Here is a 20,818-nt window from a genome sequence, read left to right as displayed (position 1 = left end):
TGCACACGGTCCCGAGCAGGCGGCCGAGGTAAGATCAGGCATTCCGCGAAAGATCTCGCGGCTCCTCGCGAATGATAGTCTCGAGGCGCTCTGCAGTGGCCGCGGCCTTCGCAGGCGTGTCGACTTCGCATTCCCACGAAACAATGACGCGCCACCCTGCAGCCTCGAGTTCGGATCGAACACGCTTATCGCGCGCGACATTGCGATCGAACTTGTCGACCCAAAATTGCGTGTTGGACTTCGGCGTCGTGGCGACCTTGCATCCTTCGTGTCGGTGCCAGAAGCAGCCGTGCACGAAAACCGCAACCCGGTGCCTCGGCAGGACGACGTCTGGCTTGCCCGGTAGTTGCCGCCGGTGCAGCCGAAATCGCAGGCCACGCGCATGCAGGGCCGAGCGAAGGAGTACCTCAGGCTTGGTGTTCGATGAGCGGATGCGCCGCATCCGCTCCGAGCGTTCTGCTGGAGTCAGCGTGTCAACCACCGGTTGCTAGCCCGGATTACCGGCTGTCAGCTCGAAGAAGGGAAGTCCCCGCACGATGTCGCCGGGCATGTCGAAAGACTTGTACATGCATTGGTGCACCTGAAGTGACTTGATGCGCTCCGCTAGCTCAGCCGCGGCGCCAGGCAGGCCAAGCGCGGCGAGTTCCACCGGCGTGATGTTCGGCACTTTGTGAATGAACCACGTCAGCAGCGGCTCCCGGTAGTCCGTGGCGTTGACCTTGAAATGTCGAAGGTATTGAGATGCCAGGATGACGCCGGTGCCAAACTCGCGTCCTTGGAGTAACAATTTGCGTAGAACGTCGAATTCGTACCGCATAATGTTGTCCGCCTCGTCGACTAGCAAGTATGAGTCGATGGCGCGAAGCTTCGGGTCCGTCCCGATGAACGGGCGCTTCGGTGTTCGCAGCATGTTTTCATAGAACATGTTGAGCATGACCGCCACTAGCATGTTCTTGCTGCGGTCGTCCTGGCCGAGAGCGTCCAGAGAAATGACCACGACGCCATCCAGGAACTCGTCAAAAGGCTGCGTCTCGCTCGTGCTTACGGCAAAGACTTCCATGTCCACCAGATCATCGATGATAGCCATCGGCGAATCCGACTTTCCGTCGAGCAGTTCGGCATAGGCGGAGTGCACGTCGTACAGCGTTGGCTGGTGACCGGGCAGGCAGCTCTCGTAGGCCGATTTGACCGCTCTCTTGAGCTTGTCGCGCTGGACGGGACCAATGCCCGAATAGATCTTGTCAAGGACGTCGGCGAAGAACCTGAATCGATCGAGCCAGGGGGCTGCGGCATCGCCGATCGTGCGGGTGTCAAACAAGTTGAGCGGGAGGCGGTGCGGTCGCACGACGCGAGCGCCGGTAGCCTCCACGAACTCCGGATTGCTGTAGTCCCGCTTGTAGTCGAAGATTAGGAAGCGAGGCTTGATCCCGCGGTTCGCTTGCGCCGCGGAAGAGATCTGCAGGATTAGCGACTTCAGGAGCTGGGTCTTGCCAGTCCCAAGGTCGCCTACCACGCCCATGTTGAGCTGGTTAAGACGCGTATCCGAGATGTTCAGCGTCACCGGCTTGGGCTGGAAGCCATCGACGGCCGCGCCGATCTGCAACACGACCCCTTGCCCGTCGACCTCGGCTGCCGACAGCGCCGTGTCGACCGGCTCTGCGGCCACCGCCTCGACCGGCGCTTGAGGCCCGTCTCTTGGGCCCACTGCCTGCCCTGAAGGGATGTCCGCAGGAACCGGGGCAGGAATTACCTCGGCTGGGGGCTCGGCGGCGGTTTCGTCGCCCGCTGGGAACACCCCCCAATCGCCGATCTTCGCGCGCACGCTGTCGTAGAAGGCTAGCGGATCACCTGCCACGACGAGCCCAGCGTCGCTCGAGCCGATAGTCACCGTTTCGTCGAATCCGTCCCCGTCCCGGTCCCGCGCGCCGCTTCGAGGGCTATCGTCCACGATGATCAAGCGGCCGCGCTGGTCGACCGTGACAGAGGGAGCTGGATCGAGGATCGCGGCCGCCACGCGCTCATGGATTGCGGACCATTGCGTTTCCCGGCCCTTTACGTCGGGATGCTGCGAATAGACGCGCATGCCAAATCCGATGATGGATAGCAGCAAGTGCTGGAAGCCAAGCGCCCACGCCTTTGGCTGGCCTTCGTGTGGCAGCATGCTTCCCAGGAGGCGAGCGAATGTCCGAGCTTGCTCGAGCGCGTCGTTGACGTCCGAAGCGGGGAAGACAGAGCCCGTGCGGCACTTGACCTCGATTGGTGTGAGATGGACACGCACAGCGCCTCCGACCAGCCTAATCCCGATGACTAGGAGGTCCGGCCGTGAAAGGGTCGTGTCCTTGCGGTCCTGTCTCAACGTCCTTGCGAGGTCGTTCAGGTACCCACGGAACGGGTCCACGGGCACAATGATGCAAACGGAAGCATCTCCCTCCGTGCCCGCTACCACGGGAAGTAAGCTCTCCCCAATGTTGGAGACCCGAAAGCGGTCTTGGAGCAGCCGCACCGCGACGAACATACCCAGGTCCCCCGTGGCACCTGCGTTGTCCCCGGCGAGGCCCCGGATCGTCGGGATGCCGCGCCGCGCGATTTCGAGGAGTACGTCCTGCACGCGATCCGCTTCGATGTCGGAGCATCCAGGCAGCCGGTCGAGCGCGCGGGCTAGGGCCTCCCGATCCGCCTGCTTTACCTTCGACAGAAGATAGTATCCATTCGTGTCGCCGGCACGATGGGAATAGGACGGCATGTCGTAGTCCCATAGGTACGCGTCTTCCAGCCATCCGCCAAGGAAGCAGGCGGGATCGATCGCCGACGAGGATACCGCCACAAAGTCGGTGCTGCGCGTTTCCAGCATGTCCCGGACGGCGTTGACGTTTGGCGCGAACCGCATCCCGGTGCGACGCTCCCCGAGGCTTTCCATCGTGCCAATGCAAGCCGCGACCTTGTCCGCGAGCACGTCGCCGGAAGGAGCGGCCGGCGCCGACTGCCTGGTTTCGCTAAGGAAAGCGCCTGGAAGCTGGCGCCTGACGCGGTGTCGCAAGAGCGCCCCGTGTCCAAGCGGCGAGCGGCCCTCGACCTCAGCTCCGCTTGGCTCGGACATGTCAAGCTGGGCAATGATGCCCAGGTCGGGCTTGGCGCGCGAAGGCTGCCCCTCGAACCAGCGAACGCTGTTCCGAGTGTCTTCGGCAAGGTTCGCGATGGTAGCGTCGTCTGGGCGTGATCCGACATCGCGATGGTCGAATATGTCGACGAACCGAGGTCCGACGGATTGGCGCGATGTCCGTCCCTCCGCCTGGCGGAAGCGCTCGGAGCTCCAGCTAATTAGCCCTTCATTGCAAGCGTCGGTCGTTCCTCCTGCGCTTGCCACCACCACGCCGACGACAGGCTTTGCGGAAAGCAAGCCGGACACGTCTTCGAGCGCACGCGCAACCTGTGCAGCGCTGAATCCGACCGAAATGCCGCCGACCGAAATTCCAAAGCCCTCGCCGAACGGCGCCTCCCGGGAACGTGCGGGCAAGCGTCCCAACCGATCGCCGTTCCACATTACGGACCAGTAGTCGGTGCCATTCTCGACCGCGAGGAAGTCGACCTTCTCAATTCCGCCCGGCGAGCGCAACGACAAGGTCAAGAGATCCGGCACGCAGTCCGGGTCGAGGACGCTTACTGCCGGACAGGGACGACCGCTTGTGTCCGCCTCATATAGGACGCCTTGCGCGACGGCATGCCAGGCGATCCGTGCGGGGTGCAGGGGGGACAGGAGCACGGCATCCGGCACGCGCGAAATTGTGCGCCGGTCGCTTTCCAGCGAGGCGACCGCGACAACGTCGACCCAACAGGCCACGTCCGGTTCCGCGGCGAGCCACGCTTGGTATGAATCGAGATAGCGCTCGACAAGCGCGCCAAAGCCCTCGTCGTTTGCGACCCATTTCCCGAACTCCGCTGATTCACAGAGGCCAGTCTGGTCGCCATCGCCGCGTATGCGCGCAGCAATCGCTTGCCGTGCCTCCACGAACCCCTCTGGGGGCTGGAACTCCGAAGGGGTGGGACGTGGATCTTGGAGGAACCGGCCGGTTGATAGGATGGGCCCGTTTCCGACGCCCCACTCCGGCTGCACCCATGCATCAACGTAGTCGTCAGCGATGACGAGCGGCATGTACGAGCATGCCACGGCGTCCTCAGCCAGCATCCAATCCTGGAGGCTCGATGTGCGGGCGCTCCTGTTGAGCTGTACTACCGGCTTTGCATCCGCCGGCTCGATGACGCGGCGGTTGGCACGGATCAGGCGTTCGAACTCGCTGCGGCAGCCTTGCTCCGCAACCTCCTCGACCACGACGAAGACTCGGCACCTCTCGTGGCCAACCGAGCCGTCCGGTGCCTGCCGGCTGAAGGTGAGGTCCACCTGGTAGTTGCCGTCGGCCTCTACTTCGAGCTGTAGGAAGCCGTCGCGCACGGCACGCACGCTGATTGCTTGCGACCCTCCCGTCCGTTCGCTGGCGTCGTCGGAAGTCCCGGTCGCTACGGGATCGACACTGACGCCGGGCGACGCGAAGACGAGCAATTCATACCGTCCGCCCCCGGGGACCGAGAGGCTAGTTTCCCACTCCGGGGCTCCTCGCGCGCGGCGGGAAGGCTTGCGCGGGGGCGTGAGCTTTCGGGCGAGGCGGCAGGCGACGAAGATGCCAGGTTGCCAAGTCGCGAGGGAGACAACCTTCACTGCCCCCGGCTTGAAGCCGTCGGCCGACGCCACGTAGCGGATCGGCGACTTGTGCGGCGGTGGGGCATTGTCCACGAGCACAGACTCGCCATCTCCGACCTGCACCTGTCCCACGAGGGGGCCGCCAGGGCCGCCGGGGCGGCGCTCCAGCGTCACGACGGTGCCGGTCGCGTCCGGACCGGCCGTCTCAAACGAAAGCGCCACGTCCGCCTCCACGACCACGGGCATTCCCTTCGCCGGCGGCAGGAGCCAGTTGGAGCACTCCATCCTTATATCGCCGGTAGCGGCTGCATCTTCTGTTAGCAGCTCGGACCATTTCTCGACCGTTAAGGCACGCCACCAAGCCGGTGCCGCGGGAAGCTCCAAGTCGTCCGCCGGGCAATAGAAGGCGGCCGTCGCCCTTTCGAACGCCGTTGGCAGATCGCAGGCCGAGCGGATGTGCGCGAGGAACGCATCGAGATGGGCCACGTCGTCGTCCGACGCCCCTTCCTGGGCGCGCCGGACCCCCGCGCCGAACCCGTCGGCGACCGCGTCTGCAATTTTCTCCAGCGCGGACGGTTGGTCGCGGGACGATATGGAACCGTCCGCCATCGGCGGCATGCCGCATGCCAAGCTGATCCTTTGGCCCGCGAGCAAGTCGCTCGTCCCTGGGACGGCAGAGAACAGCCGGGAGAGGACTCTCCACGCGGCCGCGCGCAGCGTGCGTTCGGGATCCATCTCGTCCGAGGCAGCGGCTGCTCGTCCGACCAACGTTACGGCTTCCGCGATTTCGTCCCGGGCGTCCAGGCCGGCCCGGCCCGCCCCCGCGCGGGCAAGCGATTGGATGAAACCATCGGCCCACCAATCCTCGAAGGGTACGTTGCCGCCATTGTTGTTGGCAGCGACTCCAAATTCGTCGGTCGTCGAGGTCACCGATCGCATGCTGTGCTGTCCAGGCGGCACTAGCGCAATGAAAGTAGGCTGCGAGGGATGGTTTCGCAGGTTCAGGAGGTGCGTGTCGTCGCAACGGCCGGACACGCCGATGGCGGGGTTTGCTTCACCCGGGACAAGTGTGGGAAGCTGTAGGAGGATCGGTATCCCAGTCGCCGCGATGACTCCCTCGACCAGCCGGTCGAACACCGCCTCCATTATCGGAAGCGGCGGACCATGGAATATGAGGCGGACCTCCCCTTCGCCGCCCGAGAGCGCCTGGGCGACCTTCTCCGACACCAGGTCGGCAATGTGCGATGCCAGCAGGTTCATCGCACGATCTCGGCGGTCGCGAACGGCGGGACAAGCAACATTCCGCTCTCCGCGTCGGGGCTATCAAGTACCAAGCCAAGCATTCGCAACTGGTGGCCGAGGTCGTTGGTGGCAATGTCCCGGTGGTCGACGGCTAGGCCGTATCTCGCGAGATGTTGCGACAGTCGATGCACGGATCGTGGCCCCGTGGTGCTGGCGAGGGCGCAATGAACGAGGGCAAGCACGGCGACAGGCCCAAGGCCAACGACCCACGGACTCGAGTTGCTCGTGCCGCGCTTTCGCAAGGCATATCCTTGGTCATAGCCGCGCAATATTGGGCTGGCAGCCTGGCGTTGGCCGAGGACGTGGCGTGCAAATTCCATGATGTTCGAGCCGATTCCCTTCTTGCATAGCAAGGCCCGCGTCTCGCGCTCCCCGACCTCGGCAAGGATTTCCATGAGCCCGCGGGTTTCGAGGGCCGATCGGCTTCCATGTGCTTCCTCGCAGAGCGATGCGATGCCCTCGGCCGAGGACAGCGACCGCGGTCGTTCGCCGTTCTCGGCCTGCAGCGCCCAAAGGACCGCGTTCAGGCCGAGACGGGCTTGAAGGAATGCGGACGTCCGGTCCTTGATCCCGGGAAGCGCGCGATCTCCATAGGAGAGGAACGTGAAGGTTGGCGGGAATACGCGGGAGCGCACCTCGGCCGCGGTCGGCGGAGCCGCGCCAGTCGCGGCCTGGCGGATGCATTCCCAGGTCCGGGCGTGGACATCGCAAAGCCAGGCTACGTGAGCGACGGCCCCGAGGCGGACGACGGCCTCGAGCAAGCTCGTCCATTGCCGCCGGGTCATAGCGTTCTTCGCGGAGATGATCGACTGGATGTCCCGGACGAACTGTCGTGCGGGGTAGCTGGCATCGCGACGATCATCGGGGTCAAGGATCGCTTCGCCAGCGACCTCGAACGCCGTCCAGTTGGGTTCCGGGACCCACGCAGCGATTTCGGCCTGGAGGAAGCGCGCGAAAATGTCGTCGTCGTCAGTTACCGAAAGCGCGTCAGAGAGCGAGCGCCAGGTCTCGGAAGCACGTTCTTGGTCCGCTGATCCTAGCCAGATCATGCGCCTGACAAGGGCGCCCGCCGGCCAGGAATTGCTGCTAAGGCGCGCCGATCCGGAGAACAGGGCAGCTTGCGGCACCAGCGGCGTCACTTGCACGAACCGCTTTGAAGACTGGTTCGGGAGCTTCGGGCTTTCGAGCACGGAGTGCAGAAGTAGGTGGAATGAGTCGGCGTCCAGAGCCGCGTCGCCCGGGCTCCGCGATTGGTTCCTGTAGCGCTCCACCTGCCGATCGAGGTCGCGTCCTCGCTGCGGAACGGTACGTTCGCTCGCCTCCTGGAAGCCCGCATGACGGTAGAGGGACGACAGGATCACCTCGGAACTCGCGTATTCGGGAGCAGGAGACATGACCAAGGCGGACTCCTGGTATGTCTGGTGCGAGGTCCGCCAGGGTTCGTCGCGAAACCGCTCTAGGGTCATCGTGCTCCACCATCCTTGCGGGTTGCAAACCCGGTACGTCGTTGCACAACTGTCGTGCCGCCGCGGCCGATGCGTATGCGGGCCCTGTCGAGCACGGCGCGGTCACGGACGATTGGCCCAGACAGGCGGGCCCGCGTCGTGTCGAGCAATGCCAGGACCGTTCGCGGCAGGGAGGCCACCGACATGCCCTGCTCAAGCTCCTTCACGGCCTTGAACAATTCGTAAGTCAACGCGATCGGCTGGCCAGACCGCCCATCGCCCACCAGAAGGAAACAGATGGGGGAGGCCGGGCGACCGGGCGCCCTTTCCTCGACCGGCTTCACCGAGCGCGACGGAACCACGAGCGTGGCGCGGCGGATTGCAGGCGGTAACGGCTGTCCGAACGTCGTTGTCAGCGAGATCTCGAAGTCCTGATTGACGTTGAGCAGTTGCTCGACCTCCGTGGCAACGTCGAACAGGTCGTCGCCGGCTTCGTCTTCCACCACCCGTCGGAATTGCTCGAGTATCTCCGCGTCTCGAACCGCGGCACACCGCGCCCCCAGCGCCCGTCGCGCCAGCCGGCACGCGAAGTCGCGCACCAGACGCTGCACGTTCGTCGCGGCTGTGGGTCGTTTGCGCCGAATGGCCGCGACAGAAAGTTCCGTGTCCACGCGGCCGAGCCGTTCGATCAAGTCCACCTCCGTGCGAGAGAGGACCTGAAGCCGGCGGAGGTATTCCAGCCCTTCATTGACGGACCGGCTGAACCGCACATCGATCTCGCGAAAGGCAAAGCGCGTGTTGCGCGTTGCCTGAACCTCGGTGTCCGGGTCGGTGAGCGCCGGGTCGAGTAGATCCGCCATCCCGTCAAGGGCGTCGCTGATCATCGTCGGCAGGTAGGGAGACCGGCGTGACGATAGGAACCATTGCAGCCCCATTGCCGTATTGTCGTCCTCGTAACCCAAGTCCCTAAGGTCCCTGAGGAGAGCCGACCCTGAGGCGGCGTCCCATCTGTGGAAGAGCGCATGCTGATATTGGGCGGCTGCCAGTCGGAAGATGGCAGTGGACTGCTCCTTGGCCGGGCGCCCGCCGCGGCGAGCTTGCTGATCGAGCTCTACCATCTTGGCGGCCCAGTCGCAGGGGGTCAGGCCCGCTTCGCGAGGCGAAACCCGGTGGCCTGCGAGCAGGTACGAGACTAGCGAGAATAGGTCGCGGAAGCTCCAGCGCTTGGCCGTACCGACTTCGAACCAACGAAGTATTTGTAGGAGCGAGGCTTGCTCTCGATCGCGGGCTAGGCGCTCGCGGCTACCGCAAAAAGGACAGGAAATTCCTGCTGCGCAGGTGCCCGCGGGCGGCCAGTCCAACTCTTCCAGCGCACGCAGCAGGAGACGGCGGGCCGGCGGCTCGCCGTCATCGACGAGAGGCAAAAGCAGGGACTCGACGTCCATCGGCCAAACGGCGACTTCCGGGAAACCGTCGAGCGGCCAGCAGGAAGGCGCATCTGGTGAGAGGCTGACGGCTCGCGTGACCGCTTCGAGCAGCCGGCGCACGCCATCCAAGCCTCGGTCTATTGCTTCAATCAGGGCGTCGTCGAGGATCCCGCGGTTGACGCAGCAGAGGTAGGCCTCCTGGGACTGGCCGCCCATGACTGAATTGAGCTCGTCAAGGAGAGCTTGTGCTGCCGAACGCCCCGAGGCGTCAACGACGGCGGAAGCATCCTGCACAATCGATAGTACGAGTTCCCGGGGTGGCGACCCAAGCGCTCCGGCTTCGATGCGCACAATTCGCGGCACCGGCGTGCCGCCAAGCGGGAAGAATTCGCCCCGGAGAGCCTGCGGCACGGCGCCGTTAGCATCGAGTGCACGATCCAGCCACCCGACGACGGATTCGATGGCTTCCGTCTTGCCGTTTCCCGGCCCTCCGACAAGCAGCAAGATGCGAGGGGTTGAGCCGGGCGCCTCTACGACCGCGTTGCTCCAAGCCTGGAGGCGGTGCAGCAGGTTCGTTTCGAATACCGCCTCTCCAGGGCGGCCGCTCGCCGCGTCGAACAAGCGACGAACGCCACCCGACCGGTTCCCAGCCCAATTGAGCAGCTGCGCCGGAAACGGCGCTAGGCTATTTTCCACCGTATTCGCCCCCCTATACCGCGACAGCGGTTGCCCCCGTTGCGCCGTTTCCGAAAATCGATTGCGTTAGCTCGACCTCCTCTAGGAGGCGGCGTAGGGCAATACCGAGCGCGCGTGCCAAGTAAGGCGGCACGGCATTTCCGACTTGCGTATAGCGAGGGCATTCCTTCGTCCGGCGCTCGCCACCGGTGGTGTACTTGCCGCGAAAGACAAACCAGTCCGGGAATGACTGCAGGCGCGCGCACTCGCGAACGGTTAGAATTCTCGGTTCCGAGTAGTGAAGGATGTCGTCGGGGAGCGTCGTTACGGTCGGGGCGGGCTCGGCGCCGTCCATGGGATAGATGCGGTGCTTCTTCAGCCCATAGGTGCGGCGGCTTTCGTCATCCATGCGGACGCCCTTCCTGCATTCCTGCAGGATGCGCGCGAAGCGCTCCCGGACATCATCGCGGTGTCGGGCGAGCCTCATGCTATCCATCGTGCCTGAATGGCCAGCGTGCATGAGGCGCTGGTACGGCGAATGGGGTCCTCCGTATGTCGCTTCTTCGAAGCGGGGGGGGGATTCAGGATCTACGCAAGGGACTGTCGCGCGCCCGCCAACCTCGAGGTCAGAAAGAGCTTCCGACGAACTGATCACCGGCCCAAGTCCCAGCTCGCGGAGCTGGGCGGCGCGCGCCTCCTCGAGCAGGTCGAAAAACCGCTTGATGCCTCCATCAAGCCACTCGAATAGGTCCTTGCGAATCCCGATGGCGATCAGCCGGGAACGCTTCTGCGGAACCCCGTAAAGGGACGAGTCCACGAGCATTGACGACACGTGGTAGTGCTTCTCAGACAAGCTAGCGACGAGCTTGTCATAGAATGATCTTGGGCCGTCCGATCGCTTTTCATGGAGATCGACAACGTTGCGGCGCGCATGCGCAACCTTCATGCCAGGGACGTTTTCGAGAACGAGCGCCTTCGGTTGCAGGGCCTCCACGACCTCGACGTACTTCTCGAAGAGGAGGTTTCGTGGGTCGTCCTCGACACGCCTGCCGGCGAAGCTAAAGCCTTGGCACGGAGGACCGCCTGCCAGCACGTCGATTGTCCCTCGCATTGCTACGAGGTCAGCCTTGTGCTTCTCGAGCACTTCCTCAATTCCCCAGGCGCGCTGCTCCAGCCACGACGGCCAATCGAACGTCGGCATTGGTTTGGCCCGGTCGAGGAAATTCGCGGCAAACGTGCGAAAGGCCATTTCGTCGCGCTCGATCGCGAAATGACCGTTCAGTCCCGCCAGTGAGAAGCCAAGTGAAAGTCCACCGCACCCGGCAAACAAATCTGCAAACCCATAACGCTTCATCGGCGACTAGCCACCCCTGTTTTGCCTGCCGGTCGCCGGATCAGGCGCAAATTACTATATTTCAGTTGATGATAGATCGACAATCGCCAGGTCGTTGCGACCACCCGTGACGAGCGTTCGCCGCGGCAGGCCCCTAGACGATAGCAACATTGCCCTGGCGGGGCCATACCGAAGAGGCGTTCTCGGAGAAGCCATTTGAAGGGATGACGGCCGGATCCGGCTGGCGGTCCCAATCATTCTCGGCGTTGGGTCGATCGCGAGCTTAGGCTGGTTAGTTGTAAAGTGTATCACGCAGCGACCCGATCAAGCTGCCTGCACCACGCCGCCCAGCCCGCCCGCAGATCACGATCCAAGCAATGGAACAAGTCATACGCGACCGCACCGTAGCGCGTGCATGCAGGGACACGGCTTGCAACGATTAGATGCATGTGCGCGGGCTTGCCGTCTCGAGGAGTGTGCAGCGCCACGTCTGCCACTGCGTTAGAGGGCAGGTGCTGGCGGACCAACGAATAGCACCCATCCAACCACTCTCCGCGTGACGCAGCGCTCGGCAGGTCGCCCACCACGTGCCAGGCTCGAATGTCTTCGGGATTGCCCGTTCGATCGGACGCTTCGTCCGACAGTTTCCAGCGCAGGAACGGCGAATGGACCCATCCGGAAGCGGCCGGCGGGGTGATCGGAATGACGGCCAGTAGGTCTTCACCCCTTTTGGCGAAGTCGACCGGTTCCATCCCTGCCTTTTCGAACCTCGTCCGCCGGATGTAGGCTGCGGCGGCTAGGGCAGTCCTGGACCGGTCGAGAGTGTCAGGACGGCCGCGCTCCTGGATTGATATTGGCTGGCAGACAAAGGGTTTGCGGGCGCGTGCTTTGGTCACCAGCCCAACTCCGAATATTCAACCTGGCCGAGCGCGGGCCCGCCGAGCAGCGTCTCGGGAGGAGAGGCGAAAGCCAAGAGGTGCTGGAGCTTGGGCTGTTCGCCTCTTATCCAGCACGCGAGATGGCTCCAGCACTCCAGCGGCAGCGCGGGATCACCGCGCTCGGCAGCGATCCAGTGCTGCGCCGCCAAGTAGGTGCATACTACGTCCTGCTCGCAATAGTTAGTCACGGCGTCCCATTCGTCGGCGGCAACTAGAGCCGCCACCTCGCTTCCTTCCGTGTCGATCTTCGACGGCACCGAAAACGCGGCGCATAGCTGGTTAAGGCGGATCCTCGGGGCGGCGCCGTGGTTGGTCGCCTCCTCGAGCAGGTCAACGTGCAATCCGGCCGTGAACCTGCGTTGAGCGTGAAGCTTGGCAATGGTCGGAACGGCCTCGCCGGTAATGCCCGCGCGTACCATCAGGACCGGCACGTCGAAGGCACGGCCATTGAAAGTCAGCACTCGATGTGCCCCGGCGAGCACCCGTTCAACGGCCGCAACGATGCCGCGCTCCGACGTGGTCGCCCGTGAGTAGGACGCAACTGAGAAGGTGGGCGCGGCCCCGAGATTGGTTTCGACGATGAGCATCGAGGCGCAGGCGAGCGCATGCAACGGCCAAGGCGGGAAGCCTCCGTCATCCTCAATGGCCGCCCGCTGCACCGCGGCGGCATCGGGGATCGTCTCCAGGTCCAGAACTATGGTTTTCACTTGTTTTCCTTTCTTTGAATGGCTTCATCAGCCATCCGAACATCTCCCTTTCCACTGTCTGGCTGCGCCGGCGCGCCTCGCCGCGGCCGTCGCCATCGACGGGTTTGCACCTCGATGCCCGTCAATCTCCAATCTCGGCCTGAGGCTTCTTCCAAGGTCCGGCGCTGATATCAGTGGCCGGCTTCGGCTGCGCGCGCGGCGTCTCGGGCGTCGCCGGGTTCCCTGGAGGGCGTCTCGTCCAGGTCACCGCTAAGTCGTCGGCATGAGGCTGGTGGCCGGCCACCGCCCGGTGAAGCAGCTCGACAGCGGCGCGGCCAGCGGCTGTGCTGAACAGCCTCACGGTGGCGTCCGCCAGGATCGCCGTATTCGAGCGGAAGACAAAGCTCTCGCCGTCGCGCTGGAGCGCCAGCTCTCCAGAGGTGAGAGCAGCACTGAGATCGCGGACGTCCTGTCGGATGGCCGCGACGGCGCGATCGGAGAAGGTGCCAGGCCGCTCTGGCGCGTTGATGCGCTCGATTACGAGCTGCACGCGCGGTGCACGTTCGACTTGGGCCTTGGCTAGCTCAGCCGCCTTCTTCTTGCGTGCCGCTGCTCGCGCAGCCTCGATCTCCACCCACCGCGTCGCGTGGTGCTGCAGCATGGCCTGGATCTCCCGGTCGTTGTTCGCCGCCAAGATTGCGGCGAACAGATCGGGCTCCAGGCCAGCCCGGTTGAGCTTGATCCGATCCGGCGCGAACTCGAAGGGGCATTCGCGGTTCTGCTCGAGATGCGAGTCCAAGGCCGCGATCATCGCGTTCCACTTTCTCTCGTACGCGGCCTGGACAGGCTTCTCGGTCGCGAAGGCCTCAACCACGTCTGGGTCCTCCGACTTGGCGGGCGCATAGATCGCGCGATAGTTGAAGCCGCCGTTGGCGCCTGGCGCTCGCGTCAGCGAAATGAAACCGAGACTATCGACCTGGGCGACCGCGGTCTGGATCGCTACTCGCCTTGCGGGGTCGCGTTTCGCCTTCAGGCCGGCGGCCCGAATTCGCAGCTGCGTAGTCTCCTGCGCATGGCCATCGAGGCCAGCTCGTACCGAGTGCACGGCACACCTGAAATGCGACATGGCCACACGCAGCCGGATCTCCGCGTAGAGGGCGTTCGCGGCCAGCCAATCTACACGGTGGCGGGCAAGCAGCGGCTTCGCGTGCTGCACGTCGCCCCGCAGCACGGCGCTTGCACGGGTGCGCGCAAGCTTTATCGCAGGAGCGAGGCGGGAGCGGAGCACGGCCAAAGCCGCACGATGCTGGGCCAAGGCACCTTTCGCCCAGCTGCGGCGGTGCTGGGTCTCTGACCAGGAGCGCAGACGATCCAGCCGGTCACGCTGCAGCGTGAGCCCCGCCGCGGATGCTAAGAGCAACCCCTGCGCCTGTGCGACCAGGACGCGGCGGCGGCTGTCTCGCCGCGACTTGGCCGCTGTGAGGCGCTGGCGCTGCGGAAGCCGCCATGTCAGGGAGGCGGCCAGTCTTGCGGCTGAGGTGCGCAGCTGCATCCGCATGCGCAGACGGGTACATTCGACAGCGAGCGCGCCCGCCGCCAGACGATGCTGCTCCAGAACAGGTCCAACCTGACGCAGGCGGGCACCTTCGTTGCGAGCCTTGGCCTGCGACAGCCGGGCTGATTGCTCGGCGTGACTACTCAGATGATCCCGGAGGCTGAGGGCGTGCTCGCGCAGCCTCGCCCAGTGCGTATGGATATCTTCGAGCAGTGCGACGCGCTTCTCGCGCGCCGTAGCACCCCGTCGACGCTTCATCTCGCCTGAACCTTCGCCGCGGCGGGTGCGCGGCCGATGGCTGTATCGCCGCTCGATCCCCTGCTGCGCGAGAACGCGATTGATCTGCCGAATGGCGTGCCGCTTCATCAGGGCGATGCCGGCGCCGGTGTTCAGCTGCGCCTGCTTTGCCGCCGAAAAGGTCCAGTCGCATGGACCATGGCGCTCGAATGGACGCAAGCTGAGCTGGACATGGAGGTGGAAGTTGCGCTGGTCACCGCCGGGGTCCGGCAAGTGGAGCGCCGCCACGAAGGGCAGGCCGCGAACGGCCAGTGCGTCTGTGATGAGGCCGGCCACCCTGCGCCGGCCCGCGGCGTCGAGGTCGTAAGGTAGCGGGACGACGACCGAAATATAGACGTTTGCGTTGTCTCGATCTGCCCTCTCGACATTCTCGAGCGCACGGAAGAAGGCAACGAGTTCCTCCCGGTCCTCGCCAATATTGGAGAACCAGCCATCCTCGCCAGCCTCGAGCGCAGTCTCGCGTGTGATGTAGCGAACGAAGCGTGCAGCCTCGCCAGGGCGCCAGGCCCGGCCGTCTTGCGCGCCAAGGCCGCGAGACCGCCAACCAAAGTAGAGGCTGTAGAGCCCGTCCCTGCCGCGTACGTCGGACGTCCCGATGATCCCGCCGATCAGCCGTTCGGCGTGATCGTAGAGCTTCCTTGCGGTGCGGCCGGACAGCTTGGGCCGATCCTCGGGTCGAATCCGAATTCGGAAGCGAAGCAGCCGCTCTAGCTCCCGGTCCGCCCGGATGAGCTTGGCCCTTGTCTGGGCCTCGAGCCGCCGGGCCTCGATCGCCCAGCCTTGCGCTTCGCGGCGCCGGCGCCGGGCGGAGCGGTTGCGCTCCCGACGCACCTCCGCGCACTGGGCAGCGATCTCCGGCAGCTGCTTTTCGATGCTACGAAGAACCACTCCCATGCCGCGCTCGCGCTCCTTCACCTTCGGATCTGGGGGGGGTGGGACGGGGTCGTTGTCGCCGGTCAGGCGAACAACGCTTTAACGCGCACCACCCCCCTTATTCACCCTGATCCTATTCACCCGCCGGATGGTGGGGCGCAGGTCATGCGCGGAAATTCGATGGTGGGGAGCGCCGCTTCCAATTGCAGCGCATGAGTTGCGTTTGGGTGCTGCTGAATGGGGCTAGCGCCGTCTGCATGTCGCATACGCTGGCCACCTCCGATGTCAGTCGCCTCGCCTTCTTGGCGGGGGCGCTGGACGCGCTCGTCGCCCGTTGCGACGAAAGCCTGGTCGAAGTCGAGGGCGAGCTTGCGGAACTGAAGCGCTTGGCGGCCGCGGACGGCAAACGTCGGGGCGAGAAGAAGAAGGGTAGCCGCGACCCGGCGATTTACCGGATTGGCTCCGTATTCCCCGCGCTTGGCGCCGAGCCGAGCGAACTTGATGACCTCGCTGTGCTCGGATTGTTCGGCGCCGGTACCCGCGGCCTGATCTGGTTATGCGAGGAAGCGCTCCGGCAGCCCGAAGCCACGCTGATCGACTGGATGGGCGGGATTTTCGCCGAAGAGGACCGCTATGAATGGTGCCGTGCCTGGGGCGTCATCCGCCGCTGGCGGTGGTGCAAGAAGCTCTATGACGACGAGGTCACGCGCTTCAACCATACGTCGCAAGCCCGGAACCCGAACTCGGCTTGGCGGCGAAAGCCCGTCTCCCCCGGTCAACATTACCTGATCCGGCAGGCCTGCCGGATGCTGCGGACTCCCGAGCCGGAGGTGGTCGACCGCGGCGCCGCCTACGAATGGCTGAATGAAGTCGGCGGCAATCCGCGCTTCTGGAACGAACCTTCCCATCCTGAATCGAAAGGAGATGACTCATGACCGACGACAATCGCCTGCACCGCGTCTTCCCGGAAGTGACGCTGAGTTCGGGGCTCCGGGGCGAGCTCCTCCATCGAAAGCCGACGCGCATGCAGCTGACCCTGATCCGGCACCTCGCCTATGGGCTGCAGCTTCCCATGCCCCAGCCGGAGAGCGCTGAAGACGCGTACGTGTGGTTCCGGAATGTGACGGAGCGTCACTCCGATCAGATCCGCCGCCTGTATGGGATCATGAGCGATGTCTAACATCAACGAATTGCTCAAGGATCTCGATCAGAAGCGTGCGCTGTGCGAGTCGCTGTACGCCCAGATCGATGGGGAGCTTGCGGAAGACAGGGAAGTCGACGAGCTGATCGCGGGCTTCGAGTCCGCAATCCGGGAGTACGAGGACCTGCAGAGCACCGCTCTTCGAGAGCTGCTGAAGCTCGAAGGCGAACTCAAGGAATGGGGTGAACAGTCGCGTGCCTGACCGGAAAAAACGTGGATCCCACAACGTAGACTGGGAGGATATTACCCGCAGGGTGCTGGAGAAGGTGGCCCAAGGCTGGGTCCCCACCCTAGCCAACAAGCTTGCTTTGGTCGAGGACCTCCGGGCCGAGCTTCATGACGGCAAGAGCGAGCCCAACATCTTTGATCCAGGGCTAGTCACGCTCGAAAGGGTCCCACCCGGATGGCTTTCCGAGAAGATAATGCCCTTGTCCTGGGACACAGTCATGGCCCGGGACTTCGATGTGGCGGTTGGCATCGAAAAGCTGATCCATGTCGGCCGGGATGAAGGCCTGATCGAGGATGTCTTCTCAGGGTGGAGTAGCAAGCACGCTGCTCGCCTGAGCGGAGGGACCCTCAAGGCCGAGTACCATCATCACATTCGCAGCCTGAAGCGGCTGCAGGGTTCTGCCAAAGCTGATGAGCGCCGGCTGTTCGGGCTCATCTTCACGGGGATGCACCGCAGCGCGCTCAAGGTCATCGAAGACAGATGCTATGGCTCGGACTGGTCGGAGGAGGGGCTCGTGTTGCTGGTTGTTCGCCAACTTCTCGCGCTGTGTGCTTTCGACGTTCAACGGCTGGCCTACTATCTTCGCGAAAGCGCGCAGGAGCCGCTCCCTGGCCTCTTGGACCGGGTTGAGGGTGAGTACGGCTATATTCGCGCATCAGCGCTGAAGTCGGCCCTGATGACTTCCGCGTCGGCGCTGGACGAGGCCCTCGAGAAGTTCCGCCCATTCGCCGATGCAGACCTCGACGATATCAGGATGCCCGCTCCGCCGAAGCGCAGGGGCGCTCCCGTTTCCGATCCGAGGAAGGAGAACCCGACGATCCGGATCTGGAATGTCGCCGCGACCGCCCTCGGCGCTATGTCGAGAGACCAGCTCGCACCGCTCGGGCACGCTTTGAACGGGGCAATCCCCGGGCTCCAACGATCGCCATCGCCGGCGGGAGACGTTCTGCGGGCCGCGATCAAAGAAGGCACTGAGCTCCCCGAGATGCTGACCCATTATCGGTTCAGTGGTCTCGACCCGTCGGCCTGCCTTCTCGTCGCGCTCCTGCGCTTCGTCCAAGCGGAGCAATACTATCTCGGGATGTACGACCGATACCTGAGGGACAGGAAGCGTGGCACGCCCGTGCGGGTAAGCCGGCTGTTCATCGAGGCGCGCGCGAAGCCGGGAACGTCGGGGGACCGCAGCCCGCAGTCGCCAGGTTTGCCAGCCTTTCATCCTGGAGCAGCCAACATCGGCCGTGTCGTGACGCTGGCGGGCGCGTACCAGCGACTGATCATCAAGCATGCCGGAAGGGCCGGTAAGGAGGATGATCTGGGCCCGAGCGGGTCGGACTCGAATTTCCGCAAACCCATGAAACAGGCGAAGCTCTTCCTGAAGAAGGTGGGCGAGCGGCGGATTGAGGACCATGCCGGTCCCGCTCCCTGCGAGCGCCGCACCTTTGACCTGCTTGACGTTCACCCGGAATGGAGACTCTGGGCGTGAGGCCACGGCGAAAGTCCTGTAGTATCATACAACATACAACATCCTCCGAATACCACGGCGAACGAGGATATTGCCGGCTCCTGCGGCTCTGGATCAGGAAGTCTGGCTCTGGAGGTAGCTGCGCAGCTTCCGCATGCCCTCGACGCCGTGATCGAGCATGATGTCGATGGCCGAGCGGCCTTCGAACAGCGGTGCTCGGTTGGGCTTGCGCATCCACGCATCCGCACGCTCCCCGATCGGCAGCAGCGTGTTGATCGCCTGGAATATGTCAAGAAGGATGGCTAGCCGCTCGAGCACCTCTGGTGAGAGGTCGCGCCAAGGCGAACTGGACTCGGCCCAGCTTCGACGGCGTTATCAAGCCCTAGCAGGACTACCCGCTCCTTCCTCGACAGGTCCCAAGCATCAGTGATTCCAGAAAAGACCCGGTAGGCCGCGTCATCCACTTCCGCGCCCCCGTATCCAAATGTCGACTTAGCGTGGTGCTCGAGATGATCAATTACAGCTTGCCTCGCCGCAGCGCGAAAGGCCTTGAGGATGTATGCGGCCAGCAGTTCGCCGTCGCCGCTTGAAATCACATCGAAGATTGTCGTCTCGCCAGCCCGCGAGGCCAGCCACACTTCGAGCTCGTCCAGCTGCCGCTCAGTCCTGAAGAGAGGGGGGCCCTCCTCGAATCCATCTTCGCCCATGCGATTTCCTTCCTGCAATCCGGACCAGGAACTTTTCACCCAGCTCGACCTGCAAGCGCGTCGGGAACCGCGCGCAGCCGCTGCGTGCGCGCCAACCGCCAAATTCCAGTCAATGAGTTGCGTTCGATGAACCTGTGAAAGTGCGATGCCGCTCGTGTCGGGCAGGTTCGAAGCAGGGACCTGCTCACTGAATGAACTTGAAGTCGGGGGAGCGAAGATGGCGCTGACAGTCGAAGAGATATGGGGCGCGGCCAATGCGCTCGATGCCGAAGGAACGAGACCGACCCTGGCGGCGGTGAGGAAGAAGCTCGGCCGCGGTAGCTTCACCACCATCCAGGAAGCGATGTCGCAGTGGAAGAACCGCCAACAGAATTCGAAACGTACCCCAAGTGAGCCGCCGCCCGCAGAGATCGATGAACGGGCTCGGGCGCTTGCTGCCGAACTGTGGATCGTCGCCCAGGCCTCGGCAGATCGGGCGCTTGCCGGCGAGCGTGAGCGCATGGCTGAGCAAGAGGCCGACCTGCGGTCGCAGCTCGCTGAGGCCGCTGAGGCCGCCGATGAACTTGGCATCGAGGTCGAACGGCTGACGCATAACCTAGCGGATGCGCGCAGCCAGACCGCCGCTCAGGAGGCGATGCTCGTCGAACTAGCGGAAGCTCAGCGAAGCGCCGCAGCGGAAATCGAGCGCATCAAAGCGGCCGCGGCCGCAGCATTCGAGGACGCACAGGACGCGCGCACCGCCGAGAAAGCGGCGCTTCAAGAGGCGGCCAGGGCCGAGGGCGAGATCAAGGCGTTGCGCGAGCAAGTGGCGACCCTGGCGTCGAGGCTTCAGCCGATGATCCCCGACCAGCCCGAGCTCGACCTAGCGAGCACGCCTGCATCCCCGCCAGCTACACGAGGAGGACGCGATGACCACGGCCGCTGATCGACCGCGGCGGCATTTGTCGCGCGCAGGCGTGATGAAGACAATGAAGGACATCGGGGCAGCGTGGAGCCTGAGCATGACCGAACAGGCACACGCACTGGGTGTATCCGAAGCTACATGGTCGACCACCGTGGCTGACCGCCGGTCGCCGCTGCCGCCCGGGACATGCGAGCGCGCGGGATATCTATGGAATCTGCGATCCATGCTGTCTGAGCTCAGCCGCGATGGCGATGCTCAGGGATCCTTCCTTCGTAGCCCCGGCATATTGGGACGCCCGTCGCCGCTTGCCCGCCTCACATCCGACAAGGCGTCGCTGAAGGCGCTCTGCGCCGAGATCGACGCCATTGCCGGCGAGGGGATTTGTCCCGAGCCGTTCGCCTGGTCACTCAACGATCTGCCCGCGTGGGTCGCGCAACACACATTTTGAAAGGAGAAATACCATGAAGCATTTTGAACACCCCACGTGCGCAAATCACCTGTCGCTTCGGAATGCCATTCTGAGGCAGATCGCCCAGGATGATGAATGCCCGCTCGACGATCTTCTCGCGCTTGAGGAGCATCATGATGGGAGCGCGGCCGAGGAGGTGATAGCCCTCATCATTGATGGCCTCGCCTACATAGCCGTCCCGCTGTCGCAGATGGATTGGGATACGTGCGTGATGCGCATCGACTGGCTGGTCGGGTCCAGCACCGTTGCCGATATCGAGGCGCAGTTCGGCCCCGCGCATGCTGACAAGGTCGCTAATGGCGCGCGGGTCCTCGCATATGATCTGTATGTCGAAAATATCGATGACGAGAAATATGCGCCGCCGCCGGCGCCCTATGCGGCTCGCGACGAGGCGGAGAGTGACCGCCCGACCGGGTGCGCCTTTCCCTACGCTTCCATCTGGCCGCCGGAGGCGCTGCAGGTCGAGTTCACGTTTGCGGCAAAGGGCACTTTGCACAGGTTTGATTTTAAGGTCGCCAACCGTCTGACCTGACCTCGCGCTTGCGTTTCGATGGTTTGGAAGCGGACATGAGTGTTCAGCCTTGCACGAGAATGAAATGCCGGTTCAGCTCGGATGCGCCGA

Annotated in this window: 17 protein-coding genes; 7 read left to right on the top strand and 10 right to left on the bottom strand. The window is 64.1% G+C overall.

Translation table 11 applies throughout. The annotated features are described in order from the left end of the window. Window positions 1-34: 34 nt before the first annotated feature. The 8 genes from ACFQRC_RS04445 to ACFQRC_RS04410 all read right to left on the bottom strand — a co-directional run bounded on the left by ACFQRC_RS04445 (window position 35) and on the right by ACFQRC_RS04410 (window position 15,266). On the bottom strand, window positions 35-481 hold the full coding sequence (locus ACFQRC_RS04445; RefSeq protein WP_379958189.1) for a very short patch repair endonuclease: 447 nt from the start codon (window positions 479-481) through the stop codon (window positions 35-37). A gap of 6 nt (window positions 482-487) precedes the next feature. After that, window positions 488-5,953, bottom strand: coding sequence for an ATP-binding protein (locus ACFQRC_RS04440; RefSeq protein WP_379958187.1), 5,466 nt, complete (start codon window positions 5,951-5,953; stop codon window positions 488-490). After that, window positions 5,950-7,389 (bottom strand): hypothetical protein, encoded by a 1,440-nt coding sequence (locus ACFQRC_RS04435; protein WP_379960395.1) that lies wholly within the window; start codon window positions 7,387-7,389, stop codon window positions 5,950-5,952. Before ACFQRC_RS04435 ends, ACFQRC_RS04440 begins: the two co-directional genes overlap by 4 nt. Window positions 7,390-7,457: 68 nt before the next feature. Beyond that, window positions 7,458-9,488: a hypothetical protein gene (locus ACFQRC_RS04430; RefSeq protein WP_379958185.1), complete on the bottom strand. Its 2,031-nt coding sequence runs from the start codon at window positions 9,486-9,488 to the stop codon at window positions 7,458-7,460. 88 nt (window positions 9,489-9,576) lie between these two features. Then, window positions 9,577-10,896: a DNA cytosine methyltransferase gene (locus tag ACFQRC_RS04425; RefSeq protein ID WP_379958183.1), complete on the bottom strand. Its 1,320-nt coding sequence runs from the start codon at window positions 10,894-10,896 to the stop codon at window positions 9,577-9,579. A gap of 287 nt (window positions 10,897-11,183) precedes the next feature. Then, complete coding sequence (locus ACFQRC_RS04420) at window positions 11,184-11,627, bottom strand: hypothetical protein (protein ID WP_379958181.1); 444 nt, start codon at window positions 11,625-11,627, stop codon at window positions 11,184-11,186. A gap of 140 nt (window positions 11,628-11,767) precedes the next feature. Continuing rightward, window positions 11,768-12,520 (bottom strand): ribonuclease H-like domain-containing protein, encoded by a 753-nt coding sequence (locus ACFQRC_RS04415; protein WP_379958179.1) that lies wholly within the window; start codon window positions 12,518-12,520, stop codon window positions 11,768-11,770. A gap of 121 nt (window positions 12,521-12,641) precedes the next feature. Beyond that, complete coding sequence (locus ACFQRC_RS04410) at window positions 12,642-15,266, bottom strand: hypothetical protein (protein WP_379958177.1); 2,625 nt, start codon at window positions 15,264-15,266, stop codon at window positions 12,642-12,644. 161 nt (window positions 15,267-15,427) lie between these two features. Between ACFQRC_RS04410 and ACFQRC_RS04405 the strand changes: the two genes are divergently transcribed. From ACFQRC_RS04405 to ACFQRC_RS04390, 4 genes are read left to right on the top strand one after another with little or no spacing between them, the layout of a single operon-like run. Further along, the gene (locus ACFQRC_RS04405) at window positions 15,428-16,159 is read left to right on the top strand and encodes a hypothetical protein (RefSeq protein ID WP_379958175.1); all 732 of its coding nucleotides are present in this window, start codon (window positions 15,428-15,430) and stop codon (window positions 16,157-16,159) included. Continuing rightward, complete coding sequence (locus ACFQRC_RS04400) at window positions 16,156-16,404, top strand: hypothetical protein (protein WP_379958173.1); 249 nt, start codon at window positions 16,156-16,158, stop codon at window positions 16,402-16,404. The genes ACFQRC_RS04405 and ACFQRC_RS04400 overlap by 4 nt, the downstream gene beginning before the upstream one ends. Continuing rightward, window positions 16,397-16,627 (top strand): hypothetical protein, encoded by a 231-nt coding sequence (locus ACFQRC_RS04395; RefSeq protein WP_379958171.1) that lies wholly within the window; start codon window positions 16,397-16,399, stop codon window positions 16,625-16,627. The genes ACFQRC_RS04400 and ACFQRC_RS04395 overlap by 8 nt, the downstream gene beginning before the upstream one ends. Further along, window positions 16,608-18,137: a hypothetical protein gene (locus ACFQRC_RS04390; RefSeq protein WP_379958169.1), complete on the top strand. Its 1,530-nt coding sequence runs from the start codon at window positions 16,608-16,610 to the stop codon at window positions 18,135-18,137. The genes ACFQRC_RS04395 and ACFQRC_RS04390 overlap by 20 nt, the downstream gene beginning before the upstream one ends. 93 nt (window positions 18,138-18,230) lie before the next feature. Here ACFQRC_RS04390 and ACFQRC_RS04385 read toward each other — a convergent pair whose 3' ends face one another. Then, the gene (locus tag ACFQRC_RS04385) at window positions 18,231-18,434 is read right to left on the bottom strand and encodes an antitoxin Xre/MbcA/ParS toxin-binding domain-containing protein (RefSeq protein ID WP_379958167.1); all 204 of its coding nucleotides are present in this window, start codon (window positions 18,432-18,434) and stop codon (window positions 18,231-18,233) included. Further along, window positions 18,419-18,823: a hypothetical protein gene (locus tag ACFQRC_RS04380; RefSeq protein WP_379958165.1), complete on the bottom strand. Its 405-nt coding sequence runs from the start codon at window positions 18,821-18,823 to the stop codon at window positions 18,419-18,421. Before ACFQRC_RS04380 ends, ACFQRC_RS04385 begins: the two co-directional genes overlap by 16 nt. Before the next feature lie 217 nt (window positions 18,824-19,040). Here ACFQRC_RS04380 and ACFQRC_RS04375 point away from each other — a divergent pair, with 217 nt between their 5' ends. From ACFQRC_RS04375 to ACFQRC_RS04365, 3 genes are read left to right on the top strand one after another with little or no spacing between them, the layout of a single operon-like run. Continuing rightward, a complete protein-coding gene (locus ACFQRC_RS04375; protein WP_379958163.1) occupies window positions 19,041-19,748 on the top strand; it encodes a DNA-binding protein in 708 nt (235 codons plus the stop codon). Beyond that, entirely contained in the window at window positions 19,732-20,175 is a 444-nt protein-coding gene (locus ACFQRC_RS04370) for an antitoxin Xre-like helix-turn-helix domain-containing protein (RefSeq protein WP_379958161.1), read from the top strand. The genes ACFQRC_RS04375 and ACFQRC_RS04370 overlap by 17 nt, the downstream gene beginning before the upstream one ends. A 13-nt stretch (window positions 20,176-20,188) precedes the next feature. Beyond that, window positions 20,189-20,728 (top strand): hypothetical protein, encoded by a 540-nt coding sequence (locus ACFQRC_RS04365; protein ID WP_379958158.1) that lies wholly within the window; start codon window positions 20,189-20,191, stop codon window positions 20,726-20,728. The last annotated feature ends 90 nt before the right edge of the window (window positions 20,729-20,818 follow it).

This window comes from Enterovirga sp. GCM10030262 (assembly GCF_042666435.1).
In the GTDB taxonomy this organism is placed as follows: domain Bacteria; phylum Pseudomonadota; class Alphaproteobacteria; order Sphingomonadales; family Sphingomonadaceae; genus Allosphingosinicella.
This window is presented reverse-complemented; position numbering and strand designations above follow the sequence as displayed.

Bases quoted from the DNA above. Each gene is read 5' to 3' on its own strand.
- ACFQRC_RS04425 (WP_379958183.1), bottom strand. From the start codon at position 10,896: ATGAAGCGTTATGGGTTTGCAGATTTGTTTGCCGGGTGCGGTGGACTT.
- ACFQRC_RS04365 (WP_379958158.1), top strand. From the start codon at position 20,189: ATGAAGCATTTTGAACACCCCACGTGCGCAAATCACCTGTCGCTTCGG.
- ACFQRC_RS04420 (WP_379958181.1), bottom strand. From the start codon at position 11,627: ATGGAACCGGTCGACTTCGCCAAAAGGGGTGAAGACCTACTGGCCGTC.
- ACFQRC_RS04370 (WP_379958161.1), top strand. From the start codon at position 19,732: ATGACCACGGCCGCTGATCGACCGCGGCGGCATTTGTCGCGCGCAGGC.
- ACFQRC_RS04380 (WP_379958165.1), bottom strand. From the start codon at position 18,823: ATGGGCGAAGATGGATTCGAGGAGGGCCCCCCTCTCTTCAGGACTGAG.
- ACFQRC_RS04400 (WP_379958173.1), top strand. From the start codon at position 16,156: ATGACCGACGACAATCGCCTGCACCGCGTCTTCCCGGAAGTGACGCTG.
- ACFQRC_RS04375 (WP_379958163.1), top strand. From the start codon at position 19,041: ATGGCGCTGACAGTCGAAGAGATATGGGGCGCGGCCAATGCGCTCGAT.
- ACFQRC_RS04395 (WP_379958171.1), top strand. From the start codon at position 16,397: ATGTCTAACATCAACGAATTGCTCAAGGATCTCGATCAGAAGCGTGCG.
- ACFQRC_RS04435 (WP_379960395.1), bottom strand. From the start codon at position 7,389: ATGTCTCCTGCTCCCGAATACGCGAGTTCCGAGGTGATCCTGTCGTCC.
- ACFQRC_RS04440 (WP_379958187.1), bottom strand. From the start codon at position 5,953: ATGAACCTGCTGGCATCGCACATTGCCGACCTGGTGTCGGAGAAGGTC.